General features: G+C 59.4%; 15 protein-coding genes. 6 read left to right on the top strand and 9 right to left on the bottom strand.

Annotated elements, in window-relative coordinates; genetic code table 11:
* The first annotated feature begins 221 nt into the window (after positions 1 to 221).
* From HZB60_11295 to HZB60_11280, 4 genes are all read left to right on the top strand, one after another.
* On the top strand, positions 222 to 995 hold the full coding sequence (locus HZB60_11295) for a TatD family hydrolase (protein ID MBI5060351.1): 774 nt from the start codon (positions 222 to 224) through the stop codon (positions 993 to 995).
* Positions 995 to 1,372 (top strand): DUF2203 domain-containing protein, encoded by a 378-nt coding sequence (locus HZB60_11290; protein MBI5060350.1) that lies wholly within the window; start codon positions 995 to 997, stop codon positions 1,370 to 1,372. Before HZB60_11295 ends, HZB60_11290 begins: the two co-directional genes overlap by 1 nt.
* A 720-nt stretch (positions 1,373 to 2,092) precedes the next feature.
* Entirely contained in the window at positions 2,093 to 3,424 is a 1,332-nt protein-coding gene (locus HZB60_11285) for a T9SS type A sorting domain-containing protein (protein ID MBI5060349.1), read from the top strand.
* Between the two features lie 61 nt (positions 3,425 to 3,485).
* Positions 3,486 to 4,478: a T9SS type A sorting domain-containing protein gene (locus HZB60_11280; GenBank protein ID MBI5060348.1), complete on the top strand. Its 993-nt coding sequence runs from the start codon at positions 3,486 to 3,488 to the stop codon at positions 4,476 to 4,478.
* A 119-nt stretch (positions 4,479 to 4,597) separates the two neighbouring features.
* Here the strand turns inward: HZB60_11280 and HZB60_11275 are convergent, their stop codons facing one another.
* The 5 genes from HZB60_11275 to HZB60_11255 all read right to left on the bottom strand — a co-directional run bounded on the left by HZB60_11275 (position 4,598) and on the right by HZB60_11255 (position 9,194).
* The gene (locus tag HZB60_11275; protein MBI5060347.1) at positions 4,598 to 5,383 is read right to left on the bottom strand and encodes a glycerophosphodiester phosphodiesterase; all 786 of its coding nucleotides are present in this window, start codon (positions 5,381 to 5,383) and stop codon (positions 4,598 to 4,600) included.
* Positions 5,380 to 6,522: an aminotransferase class I/II-fold pyridoxal phosphate-dependent enzyme gene (locus tag HZB60_11270; protein MBI5060346.1), complete on the bottom strand. Its 1,143-nt coding sequence runs from the start codon at positions 6,520 to 6,522 to the stop codon at positions 5,380 to 5,382. The genes HZB60_11275 and HZB60_11270 overlap by 4 nt, the downstream gene beginning before the upstream one ends.
* Before the next feature lie 143 nt (positions 6,523 to 6,665).
* Positions 6,666 to 7,265 (bottom strand): hypothetical protein, encoded by a 600-nt coding sequence (locus tag HZB60_11265; protein MBI5060345.1) that lies wholly within the window; start codon positions 7,263 to 7,265, stop codon positions 6,666 to 6,668.
* 303 nt (positions 7,266 to 7,568) lie between these two features.
* Positions 7,569 to 8,258 carry a hypothetical protein gene (locus HZB60_11260; GenBank protein ID MBI5060344.1) on the bottom strand — a complete coding sequence of 230 codons (690 nt, stop codon included), beginning with the start codon at positions 8,256 to 8,258 and terminating at the stop codon, positions 7,569 to 7,571.
* 321 nt (positions 8,259 to 8,579) lie between these two features.
* Complete coding sequence (locus HZB60_11255) at positions 8,580 to 9,194, bottom strand: hypothetical protein (protein MBI5060343.1); 615 nt, start codon at positions 9,192 to 9,194, stop codon at positions 8,580 to 8,582.
* A 401-nt stretch (positions 9,195 to 9,595) separates the two neighbouring features.
* Between HZB60_11255 and HZB60_11250 the strand changes: the two genes are divergently transcribed.
* On the top strand, positions 9,596 to 10,003 hold the full coding sequence (locus HZB60_11250; GenBank protein ID MBI5060342.1) for a hypothetical protein: 408 nt from the start codon (positions 9,596 to 9,598) through the stop codon (positions 10,001 to 10,003).
* Between the two features lie 35 nt (positions 10,004 to 10,038).
* On the opposite strand, the gene dapF is transcribed toward HZB60_11250, so the two are convergent.
* Complete coding sequence (gene dapF / locus HZB60_11245; protein MBI5060341.1) at positions 10,039 to 10,863, bottom strand: diaminopimelate epimerase; 825 nt, start codon at positions 10,861 to 10,863, stop codon at positions 10,039 to 10,041.
* A 352-nt stretch (positions 10,864 to 11,215) separates the two neighbouring features.
* On the opposite strand from dapF, the gene HZB60_11240 reads away from it, so the two are divergent.
* Positions 11,216 to 12,466 (top strand): hypothetical protein, encoded by a 1,251-nt coding sequence (locus HZB60_11240; GenBank protein MBI5060340.1) that lies wholly within the window; start codon positions 11,216 to 11,218, stop codon positions 12,464 to 12,466.
* Between the two features lie 89 nt (positions 12,467 to 12,555).
* Here HZB60_11240 and HZB60_11235 read toward each other — a convergent pair whose 3' ends face one another.
* The 3 genes from HZB60_11235 to HZB60_11225 all read right to left on the bottom strand — a co-directional run bounded on the left by HZB60_11235 (position 12,556) and on the right by HZB60_11225 (position 17,823).
* Positions 12,556 to 13,923 (bottom strand): glycosyltransferase family 39 protein, encoded by a 1,368-nt coding sequence (locus HZB60_11235; GenBank protein ID MBI5060339.1) that lies wholly within the window; start codon positions 13,921 to 13,923, stop codon positions 12,556 to 12,558.
* A gap of 172 nt (positions 13,924 to 14,095) precedes the next feature.
* Positions 14,096 to 15,313, bottom strand: a complete 1,218-nt coding sequence (locus HZB60_11230; protein MBI5060338.1) for an ABC transporter permease — start codon at positions 15,311 to 15,313, stop codon at positions 14,096 to 14,098.
* Positions 15,310 to 17,823: a hypothetical protein gene (locus tag HZB60_11225; protein MBI5060337.1), complete on the bottom strand. Its 2,514-nt coding sequence runs from the start codon at positions 17,821 to 17,823 to the stop codon at positions 15,310 to 15,312. Before HZB60_11225 ends, HZB60_11230 begins: the two co-directional genes overlap by 4 nt.
* Position 17,824: the final 1 nt, after the last annotated feature.

The following is a 17,824-nucleotide window of genomic DNA, read 5'->3' as shown; positions in this document are numbered from 1 at the left end:
CCCCATTGCCCGAGTGTTCTTGGCGGCACTTGTCTCCAAGTGCCCCATCGGGGCGGACGTTCGCGGCGGCACTTGTCTCCAAGTGCCCCAGTGCCCGAGTGTTCGCGGCGGCACTTGTCTCCAAGTGCCCCAGTGCCCGAGCGTTCGCGGCGGCACTTGTCTCCAAAGTGCCCCAACTGCCCCCCTCCCTTGTCCTTTGCAATCAGTCACCCGTTCCGGTCTTGATCGACACCCACTGCCACCTCTACTACGATGACTTCCACGCTGACCTCGACGCGGTGATCCAACGCGCGCGCGACGCCGGCGTCGAAAAGATGATCACCATCGCCGTGGACAAACCCACCGCCGAACAGTGCCTGGCGCTCGCCACGCGCTTCCCCGGTGTCGTCTATGCGGCCATCGGTGTCCATCCGTCAGAGGTGGACCGCGTGAGCGAGGACGATCTGCTGTGGATCGAAGCCATGGTCGGCGATCCCGCCGTCGTGGCCGTGGGTGAAATCGGGCTCGATATTTACCGCGGTGAAACCAATCTCGAAAACCAGATCCGTCTGTTCGAACGTATGCTGCAACTCGCCAATCACGTCGGTCTGCCCGCGATCATCCATCACCGCGCCGCCGGATCGCGGACGCTCGACGTCGTTAGGGCCATGCACTGCTCCCGCGGCGTCTTCCACTGCTTCAGCGAGGAGTATGCCTACGCCTGCGCCGTGTTGGACCAGGGAATGAACGTCTCGTTTACCGGAAATATCACCTACAAGAACTCGCGGCTGCCGGAGTTGGCCGCGCGGCTCCCGCTCGAGCGCTTGCTGCTCGAAACCGACGCGCCGTACATGGCCCCCGTCCCGGTTCGCGGCAAGCGCTGCGAACCGCTGCACATCCGCGACGTCGCCCTGAAGCTCGCTGAAATCCACGGCCGACCGGTGGCGGAAGTCGATCTCGTGACCACCCGGAATGCCGTGCGGCTGTTCTTCGCCGACACGCTGGTGGCCACCTGATGCAGCGCTTGTTCACACTCGAAGAGGCCCGCAAGGCCCTCCCGCTGGTCCGCCGCATCGCCGCCGACCTGCATAACTGTGTCGAACAACTTTCCGCGATTCAGGGCGGCCTGTCCTTCATTTACGGAGCCATGAAACTTGACGAATTCGCCGACGCGCAACGCTCCGAAATCGAGACCATCCGTCTGCGAATCGATGCGCTGGGCGAAGAATTGCGCGAAATCGGCGTCGAACTCAAGGGACTGCAACCGGTACTTGTGGACTTCCGCGCGCTACGGGCCCGCGAAGAGGTCTATCTCTGCTGGGCCTATGACGAGGAGACCATCACTCACTGGCACTCGCTGGACGAGGGCTTCAAAGCCCGCCGCCCCCTCTGACCTTCCCCGCCGAGCCGTGCGTCCCCGCCCGGCCGGTAGTCGGTCCTCGGCTCTCCCCCCACCTCCTGTGGGGGGCCGGGGGGTGTGCGTCTTCGCGCATCTGCTCTTTTCCGCCGAGCCGTGCGTCCCCGCCCGGCCGGTAGTCGGTCCTCGGCTCTCCCCCCACCTCCTGTGGGGGGCCGGGGGGGGTGTGCGTCTTCGCGCATCTGCTCTTCTTCGCCGAGCCGGGCGGCCTCGCCCGGCCGGAATCGGAGAGTCCCGCCGCGCGGGTTGTCTTCAACCCGCCGGAACCCGCCCCGGTCCCCCCCCGTTCGCGGGGGGGATTAGGGGGTGTCAGAATTGCCCAACTTCGCTCCCTCGGTTCCCCGCCCCGCCGCCACCGCACACTCCGCACTTTCCGGCAAAGGAGGCATGCCCGCGCCCAGCCACTTCCAACGGGCGTCAAATCGGGCACTTCGCCCGGGTCAGCAGGTTTGAAGTCCTTAACAATCCCGCAGAATCAAATGATTTAAATCGAATATTTCTATTCGTTTGAAGTGATTATCTATGTTATCGCAACCTTCAAGCTTCTTACCCAAAAAACCTTCGCGGTGTGGGCAGAAGCCTTGACATCAACGACCCCGACTACTATATTAGCCATCACAAGTATGGTGATAAGGTATGCCCACTTCCGGTGACCTGATTCTTGCGGGTCGAACAGCTGTAAGGAGTGTCCTCAGGATGAACAGAAGCAGAACGATTTTTACCGCCCTCGCGGTGCTGATGATGGCCGTGTCGTGTCTCGCGACCGAATATGCCTTCATGGGCTTTGATGTGGCGACCCAGATGATGACCGCGTACGTCCGTACCGACCAGGGTACGTTCCACGCCAACGTCTATATGGATCAGTCCAACCCCGGCGGAGCCATCGGCTATTACAATGGCTACGCGGACAACGTGGACGAATTCTACTGCGACGCCGACTTGTCGCCGTGGGATCCCAACCGGACCTTCCATGTGCCGGATGGCGAGATTAACGTCATCTCCACGATTATTCAGCTGCTCGATGCGGACTACAATCCGGTCGGCGCGCCGATTGAAGTCAACGATACCCTCGTGGCCAACCTCGACGAACAATCCCAGTCCGGCTGGTACACGTATCGTCAGGGCGATTGCACACCCGTCCTGCCCGACACGATCCGCATCAACTCCTCGTTCTGCGCCACGATCTGCCACGGCACCTACTCGATCCCCATCTACTGCGAAGCCGAAGGCTACGACCCCAACCTCGTGCAGGTCACGGTCACCAACGGGTGCGATCCGAACGAGACCCATTGCGATGATCCCAACTGCCCGCGCGTGGACACCAGCCTGTTCACCTATCGGATCCGCGTCTTCCCCGGCTGCCGTATCTTTCTGGTCATGACCTATTGCGGCGAAGGCCCCGGCTGCGTCTGCATCTGGCGCTCTGACTTCGTCCTCCCCGTCGAGATGGCGGGCTTTGATGCCGTCGCCGGCGACCGGAGCGTGACCCTCAACTGGGCGACCGGCTCCGAAATCAACACCAACCAGTTCGTAATCTCCCGCTCAACCTCCAGCGCGCCCGAGGCCGTCTTTGAGGAAGTCTATCGCGGGGAAGCCGCCGGAAATAGCACCACCGCGCGCAACTACAACTGGACCGACAACAACGTCGTCAACGGCGTCACCTACTACTACAAGCTCAACTGGGTCGATGCCAACGGCAACCACGTCTATCATGAAGGCGGTGTCGCCGTCGTGAAGAGCGCCACGCCGCAGTCCGGCCTCGTCGGCAGCTACGCCCTGGCCCAGAACTTCCCGAATCCCTTCAACAGCCAGACCAGCTTCTCGTTCAGCATCCTGAACACCGAGCGCGTCTCGCTGAAGGTCTTCGATCTGCTCGGGCGCGAAGTCGCCACCGTTCTCGACCGTAACATGGACGCCGGTGTCCACACGATCAATTGGTCCGCCGAAGGTCTCGCCACAGGGCTCTATATGTACACCCTCAACGCCGGCACCTTCAGTGACACCAAAAAGTTCGTCTACATGAAGTAAGTCCCCCCTTGGGATATGTGAACGAAGCTTGAAACGTGAACACCACCCCGGGAGACTTTGTATGATGAAAAAGATCTTTTTGATCGGACTGCTGACGGTGCTGATGGCCGCGTCCGGGTATGCCTGCGAATCCGGAAACATCTTCATGCACCCCGGTGACTCGCGCTGTTTTCAGGTCTGCGCCGGTGATTTCTTCACCATCACCCTCGAAGGTGGTGGACGTCCCGGATTCGAGGCCACGCCGGTCCTGGTCTGGGGCAATGGCTGCGCTCCGACGCAGACCAACTGTGATGTCGTCTGTGATCCGCTCACTCCGCCGGATACCCTGATTCTGGGCGGCGACGGCTTCAACGACAGTTGCTACTACGGACTGTCGAATGATTTGTGTCTCGATATCCTGCTGTGTCATGCCCACGACGGACCCAATCCGACGTGGACGATCGAGATCTTCGGCTGGTGCGACGGTTGCTTCTGCCTCACCTTCGAGCGGCAGCTGGCCGTCAATCTGCTCGACTTCTCGGCCCTCGCCGGCGATCGCGAAGTCCAACTCAATTGGACCACCGCCTCCGAGACCGACAACCAGCGCTTCGAAATCGTCCGCAACGGTAATACCGTCACGACCCTCGAAGGAGCCGGTAACAGCACCACCGAACGCCACTACTCGTGGACCGACTCCGATGTCGTCAACGGCACCGAATACAGCTACGAACTCGTAGCCGTCGATGTCAATGGCAACCGCGGTGTGCTGGATCAAACCGCCGCGACGCCAAATTCCACCGTCGGCGTGGTCACCGAGTACGCGTTGCTCCAGAACTTCCCGAATCCGTTCAACCCGGAAACGCAGATCGCCTTCGATCTCTTGCAGGACGGCTTCGCCAGCCTGAAAGTGTACAACCTGCTTGGGCAGCAGATTGCCTCACTGGCCAACTCCAACATGAGTGCCGGCCACCATGTCGTCAGCTTCGACGGTAGTGCGTTCGCTTCTGGCGTCTACCTCTACAAGCTCGATGTCAATGGCTTCAGTGCCACGAAGAAGTTCGTACTGCTGAAGTAGTAAATCGCTTCGATGTTCTCCTGAGCAAAGCCCCGGTCGCACGACCGGGGCTTTGTGCATTTTGCCTCCGCCGAGCCGGGTTAAGTCCGCGCAACCCGGCCGGAATCAGAGCGGATGACTTACCCGAACGCCTGCCGCACCTCCCCCGGTACGTCGCTGATAATTCCCACCAGCCCCCACTCCGCCAGGCGCCGCGCCGCCGCCGGATCGTTCACCGTAAACGTGAACAGCGGCAGCGCCCGCTCGTGAAAATACTCCGCGACCAGCGGCGTGATGAACTCGTGCCACGGTGCAATGCCTGACGCATCGATGCGTTCCGCGATGGCGAACGCCGCGCCGGGATCACGCAACGACTCCACGATCAGAATCGCCGGGACTTCCGGAGCCAGCTCGCGGCAGCGTGCCACCGCGCCGGGCTGAAAGCTCGAATAGACATACGTGTCCGCCGGCAGCGCGGCCCGCGCCAGCGGCACCACGAACTCCGGCGATTCCGCTTCCTTCAGCTCAATGTCGAGATAGCCACGGCCCGCGAGCTGTTCCAGCACCGCGGCCAGCGTCCACACGCATTCCGCGCACCGCGAACTCCGCAACTCCTTCATGCTCAACTCGCGCAGCAGGTCGCCGCATTTCAGCGCCGCATCGTGATAGATCACCGGCACATCGTCGCGCGTCAACCGCACGTCCAGCTCCACGCCATCCGCGCCCTGCTCGAACGCTGCCGCAAACGACGCCGGGGTGTTCTCCGCCGCGCACTGCGGCGAACCGCGATGACCGAAGATCAACGGCCGTCCCGCCGGTTTCTCGCTGAATAACTTCTTCCGCGCATCAGACTTCCCCCCGTTCACGGGGGACTTCTTTTCAGACTCCCCCCCGTTCACGGGGGGAGTGGGGCGGGTCTCTTTCACCTCCGCAACCTCCCCAGCGCTTCCTGAATCCGCGCCAGCGGCTGCGTCAGTGCCAGCCGCACGTAGCCGATTCCTTCCGGGCCGAAGCCCCGCCCCGGACTCACGACCACGTCACGCTCCAGCGCGCGCTCCACAAACGGCAGTTCGTCCTCGCCCACGCGCGCCCAGACATAAAATGTCGCCGGACTCCGCGTCACGTCCAGCCCCAACTCGCTCAAGGCCTGCTCGGCATAGGCGCGGCGCTCGCCATAGACATTGCGAATTTTCCGCACCTCCGGCGGCGGCGTCGGCCCGCGATACTCACTTAGCCCATCCGCCATCGCCCGTTGGATCAGCAGCGGCGCGCCCGAGTCAATCTGCGATTTCACGCGTACCAGCCCCTGGATAATATCCGCCCGTCCGACCGCGAAGCCAATGCGAAATCCGGTCGCGTTAAACACCTTCGACAGCGAGTGCAACTCCACGCAATTCGGCGTCTGCTCCAACAGCGACGGCGCGACATAGTCGCCAAACGTCATCTCGCTGTAGGCATGATCGTGGCAAACCACCGTCTCCGGATGCGAATCACAGAAATCCGCGAGCTGCTCCCAGAATAGATCCGACGCAATCGCGCCCGTCGGATTATTCGGATAGTTCAAAAACAGCATCCGCGCGCCTTCCGCTTCGCTCAAGTCAGGCAGAAAACCATGATCGGGACGAAGCGAAATCACACGCACCTGTCCGTCGCACAGCGTCGTGATCCCCTGCGCGTACACCGGATAGGCCGGCGACGGCACGGCCACGATATCGCCCGGATTCACATACGCGCGCCCCAGCGAGGCCAGCCCCTCTTTCCCGCCCAACACCACGCAAATCTGCGACTCCGGATCGAGTTCAACACCGAACCGCCCCTTGAAATACCGGGATACGGCCCCACGCACGTGTGGATCGCCGCGCGAACTCGAATATAAGTGCGCGTCGGGATCGGCCGCGTGCCGCTGCAACGACTTCGTGAACATGTCCGGCGGCGGTAAATCCGGGTCGCCGATGCCAAGATTGATCACATCACGGCCCTGCCGCGTCTTCTCCGCGATCTTGCGCTCCAGCTCCGCGAACAGATACGGCGGCAGCTTACTCAGTCGAATGGCGTAGTCGGACATGGCAGAAACGATGAACGATGAACGATGAACGATGAAGATCGTAGCGCCGCACGGGCTTGTTGCCGAAGTCGGAATCCGCCGAGCGGGGACTGTGCCCCGCCGGAATTGACGGCAGCCAAACTCCGCCGTGCGCGAGCGGCGTCCTACCGCAGCAACTCCTGCGCCGCGTCCCACACCTGCGAAAATAACTGCGCAGCATGCGGATCGAAGCGGTCATCCGTCCGCCGGTAGAGCCGCTCGGCAAAGCGGATCATCCCGTGCGATTCCGGAAACCGCAGAAAGCGCGGATCGAGCTGGCCCAACCGCACGCGGTCCAGCGCGTCCGCGTCCTTCAACAAGGCGGCCACGAGATAGTGCGGATGCGCCGCGGCGGGTTCCAGCGCGAGACAGTGCTGCACCACGGCATACTCAATCGCCGGCAGGAGCCCGTCAGACGCGCCGCCCGCCGCCAGCGCGAGTCGGATCTCCGCGATTTGCCGAAACCGATCCATCGACCATTGACCGTGCATCCGGCAATAGCCGTCGTGGGCGCGGCCCAGATCGTGTAAGTACGCCGCACCCCACACCGCCGTTTCGCGTGGCGCGTTCCCCGTCGCCTGAATCAGCCGCAGCGCATGCACGAGCACCCGCGCCACGTGCAGCCGCCCGTGCACATCCGACGCATGCGCGAAAAACTCCCCCCGCGGAATCAACTCGTCACGCGGCAGCGGAATTGTGTAGCTCAGTGATATCGCCGAACGCATACCGATAGATGAAAGATGATAGATGATCGATGAGGGTCAACCGCAGGGGCCGATGGCAACGCCCGTGCAGTAGCGCCGCACAGCCGTGAGCGATCTGGAGGACCGATTCCGATTCCGGCCGGGTTGCGGAAGACCTTAACCCGGCTCGGCGCGAGTTGCGGCGGCATGTCTCTTGAGCATTGACATGCCCCGCTCTTCTTCTCTAATGCCGGAACCGCCGCCGCACTGCAAAGATTGAGAACGTGATCGAAAACCGTCGGGGATTCGACAGCAGACGAAGATGGGAGATCTGAGACCGGCCGATCAGTCACTATCCGCAGTCAACCCTCGCATCTTTCGGCTAACTAACTTGCCATCAGAATTGCGGACAACATCGGGAGGAATCTGCGTCAAATCGTTGGGACTTGGATTGCCCGCGAATCGAATGTAAGCGACCGATAGGTACAACGCAACCAGTTGAGTCAGAATGGTGATCGCAAAACACAGTGCTTCTACACAGATGTCAATCTCGTGAATCACAACAGCAAGCGGCATTGCGACTAAGGACATGACAATCACACCGACGATCAGCGAGGCGGAAAGCGTGAATCTTCTCAGGATGACCATGGCAAGCATCTCAGCTCCAGAAGCAGTTGCAACAAGATCGCAAAACTGCCGATCATTCTGAAGTAGCAGTGCAGTATCAACTATGGCGTCGACATCGTAGCCTTCAACTGGACCTCCTGTCTTCGGTTTCATTGCCCAAGTGCGAATAGAATCTGAGAGCTCCCAAACCGAAGTCGTCCTGAGTGGAATGGGCGCCTGGTTACGAGAGACGAAGACATCTCTGGCGTAATCTGCCATGCGGCCCAAGGCGGAATTCACGCTATGTTCATGTGCCTGCAGCCTGAAAACCAGGAATACGGCCAATACACCCAGCAATGCCATGTTCCCCTGAAACAAGGCACTGTAGAAGTAGAGCCCGGTTGACTCGCTGAAGAATGTTGAGTCCATCGTTCTTCCTTCTGGTGAACGCGTCCGCCTTCCCCCGATACCACCCCCAAATCAACTTCGCCAGCGCATCCCGAAACTTCTGCGCATCCTTCTGTTCCGCATGAAAGATGCACTTCGCCTCAAGCGGGTTGAGGTCTCTGTACGATTCGCGATTACATTCTGGATACGGACACGGCATGTTTAGTGGCTGATGTACTCGTCGTGAAGGGTAGAGGCGACCCTATGTGGTCGCCCGTCCGGGAACCGTCACACCTGGGCGAAAAGGTTGAGGCGAAAGGGTAGAGGCGACCCTACGTGGTCGCCTTTCCGAAACCGTCACACCTATGCGCGTGGGGAGGCCCCCGCCCGCATTTCACGCAAGCGCGGGTGTTCACGATCCTGCGGCCAACGGAGCGGGTTCAATTGAATGTACTGCCGCATGAGCTCAAGCGTGCGCTCGCGGGTGATGATCCGGTCGTAGAACGAGCGCTGCCAGAGATGGCCGTCGAAGCGAGGCCAGTCCAACGCCTTGACACCACGGATGTACGAGTTCGTGGTCATCGTTTTGTACCAGTCGAGGATGCGAGAGAGATTCGGGGGGGTATCGGGAGTCGGTGACGGGCGGCCACGTAGGGCCGCCTCTACCCGCGTATCGTGGCGACCACTCAGGGCCGCCTCTACCCGCGAGGATTCGAGGCCGTCGGTGATGAAGATGATTCCGTGCAGGTGATTGGGCATCACGATGAACTCATCGAGACGTACGCCCGGGTACTTGCAGGCAAGCTCGTTCCACCAATCCATCGCCATTAATCCCGCGTCGTTCAAGGCCACGCGATCATCGAGCACATCGCCGAAACGACTGTCGCCATGATGGAGGCAAATCGTCACGAAATACGCGCCCGGATTCGAGTAGTTGAAATCGCGGAGTCTTAAGGACTTCATGGTCGATACGGTCATTTGGTGACCACGTAGGGTCGGCGCTACCTGTGAGCACTCTGGCCAACCATAACGGCTCGATGACGTAATCTGAGCAGCAATGGGCTACACCGCGCGCGCCACCCCTCGCTAATGCTCGCACCCCATCCCCCCTTTCAAGGGGGGATCACAGGGGGGTTCCGCTTCCGTTCCTCCCCCCTCGCCTCTCCCACCACCCCATCCGCCCATCCTCCGCCAATCTCTATCTCCATCCCCATCAATCCCTTAGCCAGACACAATATCCGCCTAACCCCTTTTTTGTTCAACTATTTGTTGCTTTTAATAAAAATTCACTTGCCTTCACGCCAAATATTTCGTATATTAAGCCCAATCCACCCCACTCGGCTTTGTTCCTTGTTCCCTGTTCCTTGACCATTCCCCCCATGTCCACCCCTATCGGCCCTCGCCTCAATGCCATGAAGCACGGTCTCCGCGCTACCGATGAGATGTTCCTCATCTATCTGCGTGACTACGAACGCGATACCTTCGAAGATTTCCGCGCCACACTCCACGAGAACTACCATCCGCACACTGACGAGGAGAAACTCCTCGTCGATCGTATCGCCATTCAGTACTTCCGTCTATTCCGCCTGTATGGCCTCGAATATCAGGCGACCAATGCCAGCGCCGCTAAACTACTGACGCGCGAATCTGTCATTCCCCACCTCGACCGCTTCTCCCGCTACGATTCCCGCATGGAGCGCCAGCTTCGCTCGCTCCTCAGCCAGCTCCGCAGCCTCTATGTCCGTCGTGGCGACCTCTCGCTTATCTCCATGATCGATAACGAGTAAGCCCTTGTTTGGTCAAAAACACTTTTGCTCGACCCTCACAAATTGCATACTCCTTCATAAACCTTCATCACCTCACCCCGCTGCCGAATCCAGGCGAAGCCCCCACCCACCGTAATTGTCAGCGTCCCGCCCGGCATCTTGACGGCAATCGGCGTGTCAAACCGCAGCAGTCCGGCACTACAGCCCGCGCAGGCCGTCGCCACCGATCCCGAACCACAGGCCAGCGTCACGCCCGAGCCGCGCTCCCACACGACTAACTCGACCACGATCGGCGAGACCAAATGCGCGAACTGGATATTCGCACCCTCGGGAAACAGCGCGTCGTGCTCCAGCGATGGGCCGTACTTTCCCGCAAACGGAATGTCCCGCGCCGGACCGAAAATCACGCCGTGCGGATTCCCCACATTCACCGGCAACACCGAAAACGGCATGCCCTCCGCGTAAAGCTGGACCAACTTCGGCCGCGTTCCCGACTCCCACGCCTGCCGCAACGCCGCCGGAGCCGGCATCGTGGTTTCCACATCGCGCTCCCCGCGCACCCAGGCCCGCAGCACGCCCCCGCCTGTTTCCACCGAAAGCTCACCGTCGTTGCCCTCGCCCCGCTCGTGAACGTACATCGCAAAACAGCGCAGCCCGTTCCCCGAAATCTCCGCAGGCTTGCCGTCCGCGTTGTGCAACACCATCCGCTGGTCCGCAACATCCGACGCCTCGCGAACCAGTATGCCATCCGCGCCGATGCCCTTATGTCGATGACAGAGCGACCGAATCCGCTCCGGTGTCAACGGTGTGGATAAGTCACGGCAATCCAACAAAATGAAGTCGTTACCCAGACCGTGGTACTTGGAAAAGCGCAGAGGCATGGACGGAAGGGATGAGAAATGAGGGACGAGGGATGAAGGCCGGAAGCGGTGCGTCGGTTCTCCCCCCACATCCTGTGGGGGGCCGGGGGGGCGTGTCTTCGCGCAGCGGGCGTCTGTACCTTCGGGCACCCTACCGCCCACGGGAGGGTAAAGGGTGGTGTCCGCAACTGTGCGCCTGCCGAGGCATCCGGCGCCGGATCCCCCCCGGAAGCGGATTCCGCAGCGCGCCGTAACACAATATAAGAGGTTTCTCGCGAGTCGCAACGGCTCTGTAACATTGCCGATTTCCAACACTTTCCTTATATTTCCCCTGGCGTGCGACCGCCGATAACCGCTTACAGGAGAACCCCGCGTGAAAATCCGATTCCCGTTGCTGCTGCTGCTGCTGGCCCTGAGCTCGTCGGCCTGGGCCGAAGCCCACTACTCCGCCATCTTCGGCCAGAGCTGTTTCCTCTGTCATGCCAATCCCACCGGACGCGGCGAACGCTCGCTCTACGGGTCGCAGTTCTTCGCACCCAACTATCTGCCCGTGCGACCGCTCGCGTTTGAGCAGCTCGACAAGATCAAACCGCAACTTTCCGAATCCGTGATTATCGGCGCCGATCTCCGCACAATCTGGATGAGCGAAAATTCGCAGAGCGCCGCCACCGAACACCAACAGGGACTGTCCGCACCGCTCGCCAGCAACACCGGCACCATGTCGCTCATGGAAGGCTCCCTGTATCTCACCTTGCAGCCCAGCGAGCAGTTCCTGATCTATCTTTCGCGCGGCGTGGCCGACCATAACGGCCGCTTCGAAGCCTATGGGCTGGCCGAAGTGCTGCCCTTCCACGGCTTCGTCAAAGCTGGACAGTTTCAGGAAAGCTTCGGCTGGGCCTTCGCCGATCACTCGTCCTACGTGCGCGCCGGATTGTACTCGGGACTCGATGATCGCGTCGCGCCGTTCAACGGCTCGGCCCAGAGCGAGCCGATTCCGCCCCACTACGGCACCGGCGCGGAAATCGGAGCCCGGCCCTGGTGGCTCGATCTCAGCGCGTCTTTCACCAGCGCGCAAATCAACTATCCGCTGCCCACCGATCAACAAAAGCGCTGGTTCGCGCGCGCGCAACTGCAACGCGGCCTCGAAAAATTCCGCCTGCAATTCACCGCCGGCGGCAGCTACATCTACGCGCCGCGCTACACCTCCGAAGCCATGTTCACCGACAAACGCAGCACCGAAGCCTGGGGCGGATTCGGCGGCATCGGTTGGCAGGGACTTGACGGCACCTTCGGTTGCTCCGGCGGCTTCGGCTTCCTGACCACGGCGCTCCTGTTCGAATACGACCGCAAGGACTGGAACCCCACCGGCGGGGCGGACGTGGTCAGTGCGTACAGTACGACGCAGCTCAACACCATGCTGCAGCCGGGCATCTGGCTCAGCGGTCAATACGACTGGCTCGAAAACGGCGATCCCGACGGCAGCGAGGCCGAACGCACCAGTATCGGCCTGCAAGTCTTCCCGCTCCCGTGGATCGATATTCAGCCGCGCTACCGGCTCTACTCCTCATCCGACCGCGCGCGCAACACGCAGCACGCGGAACTGATGGTGCATTTTCAGTTCTGACGTCAACTCCGCCCGCCCCCTTAATCCCCCCACGACGTGGGGGGAGACCCGCTGCAGAATCGCCACCCCGCAAGAGGTGGCGATTCGATTTACCGCAGCTGCCATTTGATCAGTTTCACCCGCGGATTCAATTGCCAAGTTTCCACGCGTGGTCCCAGCATGTCCAGGGACTCCGGCAGATGATCGTAGGGATCGACGTCATTCTGGATCGTGTCGATGCGCAGGTAATACGCGTAGGACACGCCGCCCAATTCGCGTCGCAGCGCCAGCACAAACTCGACCTCGTTCAACGGCGTGCGCGGCGGCCGCAGTTCGTTCGTGCGATAGGCCTGCGTGCCCGGTCCGTAGTAGTCCAGCATCCACCACGTTCCCGGCGTCATCACGAGTCTGGTCTCCGGGCCGAGGTCGCGCTCGAGAATGGCCGCCGCGCCGCGCCAATCCTCGCGACGGCCGAAATGCGGCGAGTCGTAGAAGTGGGCAATCGCGAGACCGAGAATCACGACACCGAAGCCCGCCATGACGAGCTGCTGCCAGCGGCGAGTCAGCCACAGCCCGGCGAAGGCCAGCGCAAGCAGAAGCGGCGGCGCGGAAAAGATCAAGTACTTCGGCTGCAACCAGTTCTTGCCGGTGATCGCGGCTGCCAGCAGAGCCAGCAGCACCGGAATCGTAAACCCGTCATGAATGACTTGCAGATGCACCCGGTCAGCGGCGCTCCGCTGCATGCGTAGCAGCCGCCAGCCAAGCCAGAGCACGGGGAGCGCGGCGAGCAGGATGAGCGCGCTGTTTTGCAGGACGATGGTCGAGTCGATGGCGCGGCCGACGCCTTGCTCGGGAAGCGCGAAGTAGTTGTAGCCGACCACGAAGGCCGCGAGCAGTTTCGGCAACGCACTGGCGAAGTGCATCGCATATTCACCGCCGCGCTCGTGCGTGAACCGCAGCACGTTGGAGAGGTTCGGCAGATAGAGAGCGAATGTCGCCGCCAGCGTGCCCCAGCTTTTCAACAACGGAAGCTGCCGCCGCTCACGCCAGAACGAGAGCGCGAAGCCCGCCAGCAACAGCCAATAATGCAAATGCGTGTAAACGCCGAGCAGGGCGACCACCACAAACACGATCCCACGCGACCGCGACCAGCGCTCCCGCAACACCAGAAAGCACCAGAGTTGCACGAGGCCGAGCAATGCCACGAGCGAATACATCCGCAACTCTTGCGAGAACTCGATCAGAATCGGTGACGTGGCGATCAGCGCGGCGAATAGCAGGCCGAGCTGTTCGTTGAGCAGCTTGCGACCCACCACGAAGGCGACCGGCAGTTGCAACAGCCCGAACAGCAGTGGCAGCAAGCGCAATCCGACTTCGCCCGAAAATCCGAGCTGCCGCCACAGGTAGAGTAATGAAAAAAAGACCGGGCGGAAGCGGTCTTCGGAATCGGTAAGCAGGGTGGCACTGTCCCGCAGCACGGAAAAGCTCTCATCGCCGTAAAAGCTGTCGCCGAGACCGGGCAGACGGAGGGCGACGGCGAGGAGGAAGATAGTGAGAAGAAGAAGAGTTCCCCCCTTAATCCCCCCACAGGATGTGGGGGGAGACCCGACGTAAATTCTCCCACAGGATGTGGGGGGAGATCCGAGGTCTTTAGCCTTCACGGATGGCGTCAACGGGCGTGAGCTGTGCGGCGCGCTTGGCGGGGTAAACCGCGCCGACGTAGGAGAGGGCGATGGCGATGACGGTGACGATCAGGAAATCGAGCGCTTTCATTTCGATGGGCAGCGCTTCGAGGAAGTAGATGTCAGAGGGTAGCGCGATCCACTTGTAATGCAACTGGCCGAGACACACCAGAAACCCGATGGTTACGCCGAGCAGGCTGCCGAAAATCCCGACGATCAGACCCTGCGCGCTGAAAATACGGGCGATATCGCGGTCGCGCGCGCCCATCGCTTTCAGAATGCCGATGTCGCGGCGCTTCTCCATCGCGACCATGATGAGCGTCGAGAGTATATTGAAGGCGGCGACGAGAATCACCAGCGAGAGAATGATCGTCCACATCCACTTTTCGATCTTCATCCACGAAAAAAGCGTGCGCCGCAGCTCAAACCAGGTTTGAGCATAGAACGGATCGCTGAACTTATCTTCGAGCTGGTACTTGACCGCCTCAGCCTGCCACATGTCGTCGAGCTTGATTTCGAGACCGTCCACCTTGTCGCCGCGCAGGAACAGCTGTTGCGCGATGCCGAGATCGATGTAGCCGAGCAAATCGTCGAACTCAAAGAGGCCGGTCTGAAAGATCCCCGTCAGGACGAACTGTTTGACCGCGGGCGCGGAGAACGTGGTCGTCATGCCCGCCGGCGAAAAGACCACGACCGTGTCGCCGACGTCCGCGCCGATGCGCTCGGCGAGAAACCGGCCGAGCACGAGTCCGGGGATGCCGTCGCGCGCGAGTGTCAGCTGACCGGAAATCACGTGCCGCGAAATATCGCTCACGGTGTTCAGACTCGCGAGATCGACGCCGCGAATCATCACACCGTCGGCCTGATCACCGAGGCGGACCATCCCCTTTTCATAGATATACGGCGAGACGCCCGTGATGTGCTCGAGCGCGCGCGCGATCTGCGCCGCTTCCCGCCACGCGGGAACTCCCTTGTTATCGTAGGTCGTGAGCCGCAGATGCGCGTCGGCGCCGAGAATGCGCGCGCGGACTTCGGTCTCGAAGCCGTTCATCACGGAGAGCACGATAATCAGCGCGGCCACGCCCAGCGTCACACCGCCCACGGACAGATAGGTGATGAGCGAGATGAACCCACCGTGGGAGCGGGAACGCAGGTAACGCAGAGCGATGAAGAAGCTGGATGTCAAATGTCTCGCAATCGAAGTTGGCTCGCATTCTTGCCATCTGGCTCGGTTGAAAAATCCCAGGCGATGTCTTCGAGTTCCAAAGTGCCCTTAGCTATTTTCGAGACAGAGGCTGTGAACTTGTCGAAGAGAATTATGCGCCAGCCTTGCTCCGTGAGGCCTTGCAGGAAGAAGGGAGACTCGCACTTTCTCTTGAATTTCGGGATACGCTCTTCAGGAAGCAATATATATCGTCTTGTCTTTGCTGGAAGGTGTGAACCGCGTTCAACAGCAGATGTTATACTCGTTGAGTATTCAACCTCAAACGCGAACTGAATGGTGCCGCGCTTCACCCACAACACATCCATATCAAGAATTGATCTGAGTTGTTCTCCTGAAAACTTAAACTCTGATTTGGGGTCAAGACTAACTAGCTTGTTCAGACGATTTCCGGATGGTGTTGATTCGCGCTGTTCATTTCGACCGATCCAGACTTTATACCCAAGATTTCCGCCGATCTCAGCCAGATTCCAAATCATCAAGGAGTGTTGCTTGATGCGGTCACTGAATCTCGGTTGAATTCGCCAGTCGCCGCCTTTCGATTCTGCCGCGTACTCCTTCAGGACATCACGGATACTCATGGCATCTGGCGTCAAACTATTCGGAAAGTCTTCGGCCACTCGTCGCCAGATGTCCGTGAATGTAACAGTCCGCTTGTCACTGAGTTCGCGAATGACGCTTTGTTCAACCCTCTCGCTAAGGGGGACCCCCTTCTTTTGAACGCTTTCTGGGTGCTTGAACCACCATGCTTTGCCTTCCTGACCGCCAATCTTCACATCAACGAGAACCAACTCTTCTCCTTCATGATTCTTTAGTACAGTATTGACATCAAGCCCGGGATACAGTTCTTGGAAAAAGCCCTCTCGCGACAAGAGCGGATCGATGAAGTTGATAATAATCGTGTATGGGGTTGGTTCCCATCTTTCGGCGAGGACATGAAGCACGCCATCCATCACGACTCTGTCAAAGCGCTTTTCGTCCCAAGCACTTAACTTGCTAGTTGGGTCATGAATAGGTTTCGAGAATCTCAGATAGAAATCACCCGTAGCTGATCCAAAGGGTTGCAAGAGGCTTTTCGCCGAAGTTACTGCCGTTGGCTGATGATGGATCTTCTCAAAGTCAAATTTCCGTCGAACAGCGGCCCGAATAGTCGCGTTTCTGACTCGAAATGTCGGATTGTGAAATGTAATAGTAGTATGTGCTCCCGGGCGCAGGCATTCGTAGAGTTCACCCAGCGTCGACGACAGCATTCCCTCATAGTACTCGAAGCTCTTGTTTTGTCGCGGATTTTCAACTACCTCCTCATCGCACAGGGACTTGAGATACTCTCCATTGAAGCCCAACCACTTCGCCCACATGAAACTCAGTTCGCCATACTGGATGGAAGCCGCGTAGGGAGGATCAGTGAAACAAAAATCAGCAAATCCAGCGCCCCCGAATTCCTGACGAAGGGCTCTCAACGTAGGAAGTGCAGAACCATTGATCAGTACTACATCAGCGCGATCCTTCAATAGCTGATCAATTGAATTGCCAAAGCGAACAGGTGATTTGAACGTGATAGACGATTCTTCTTTGGCGTTCATGATCCCTTGGTGCCCAAGAAAGGCGCTCTTGTACTTTCGCCAAACCGGCTGCTCCATGAAGCGAGTAGTATGCCAGTACGAGTGCTGTGTCCAGCCGGGACTACTAAAGAATGTGTAGTGATTTGTATCGGCCGGATTGCCGACAGGCATCATCCGGGTACAATTGTGTACCATAGAAGAGAAAGTAATCTTGAGAAACCGCCGTAAAAGATCGTCCTTCTCGCGTTCAATTTGGCGCATCAAGACCGCTAGGCAGTACAAATTGCGTGATGTAAACAAGTTCGATATCGACTCAAACCTTTGCTTCTCCTTGAATGGCGATCCGTCAGGATAATACAATTTATCGTCGGGATACCATAGATTCTTGGCCGCCAGGAGAGCTTCGCATCCCTCGATTAGTTCCACGTCCGCTTTAGTGAGCTTTTTCCCTTTGATCTCGCGTTCGTTGCAGTGCGGACATTCATACCTAACAAGCTGGGGTTTCCCTTCGTTCCAGATGTAACATGCAGCCGGTATTACCTCTTGGCACTTCCGACACACAGTCATGTACAAAGATTCAATGTCACGAGCAACTGCGCGCTCAACTTTGGCGAAAGCGGTCTTGAGACCCTCAAGACTAGTGTCCCTAAGGGTCAGATCGACAATTTCTACTGCCACCGGATTCAGATCAATTCCAATTGCTTTCCGTCCTCGTCGCGCTGCCTCAATCACAGTTACACCACTACCCATGAATGGATCAATTACGATTCCGCCCACAGGGCAATACGATTCTATCCACTCGCCAACAACATTCCATGTCTTGCGGGCCCAGTACTTATGCCAGTTATACATCGAGGTGTGAGCCTGCGGCGGAATCTGAAACTCGATGTGTTTCTTTTCGGGTTGTAACATG

The sequence above is a fragment of the candidate division KSB1 bacterium genome, from assembly GCA_016214895.1.
In the GTDB taxonomy this organism is placed as follows: Bacteria; Electryoneota; RPQS01; order RPQS01; family RPQS01; genus JACRMR01.
This window is presented reverse-complemented; position numbering and strand designations above follow the sequence as displayed.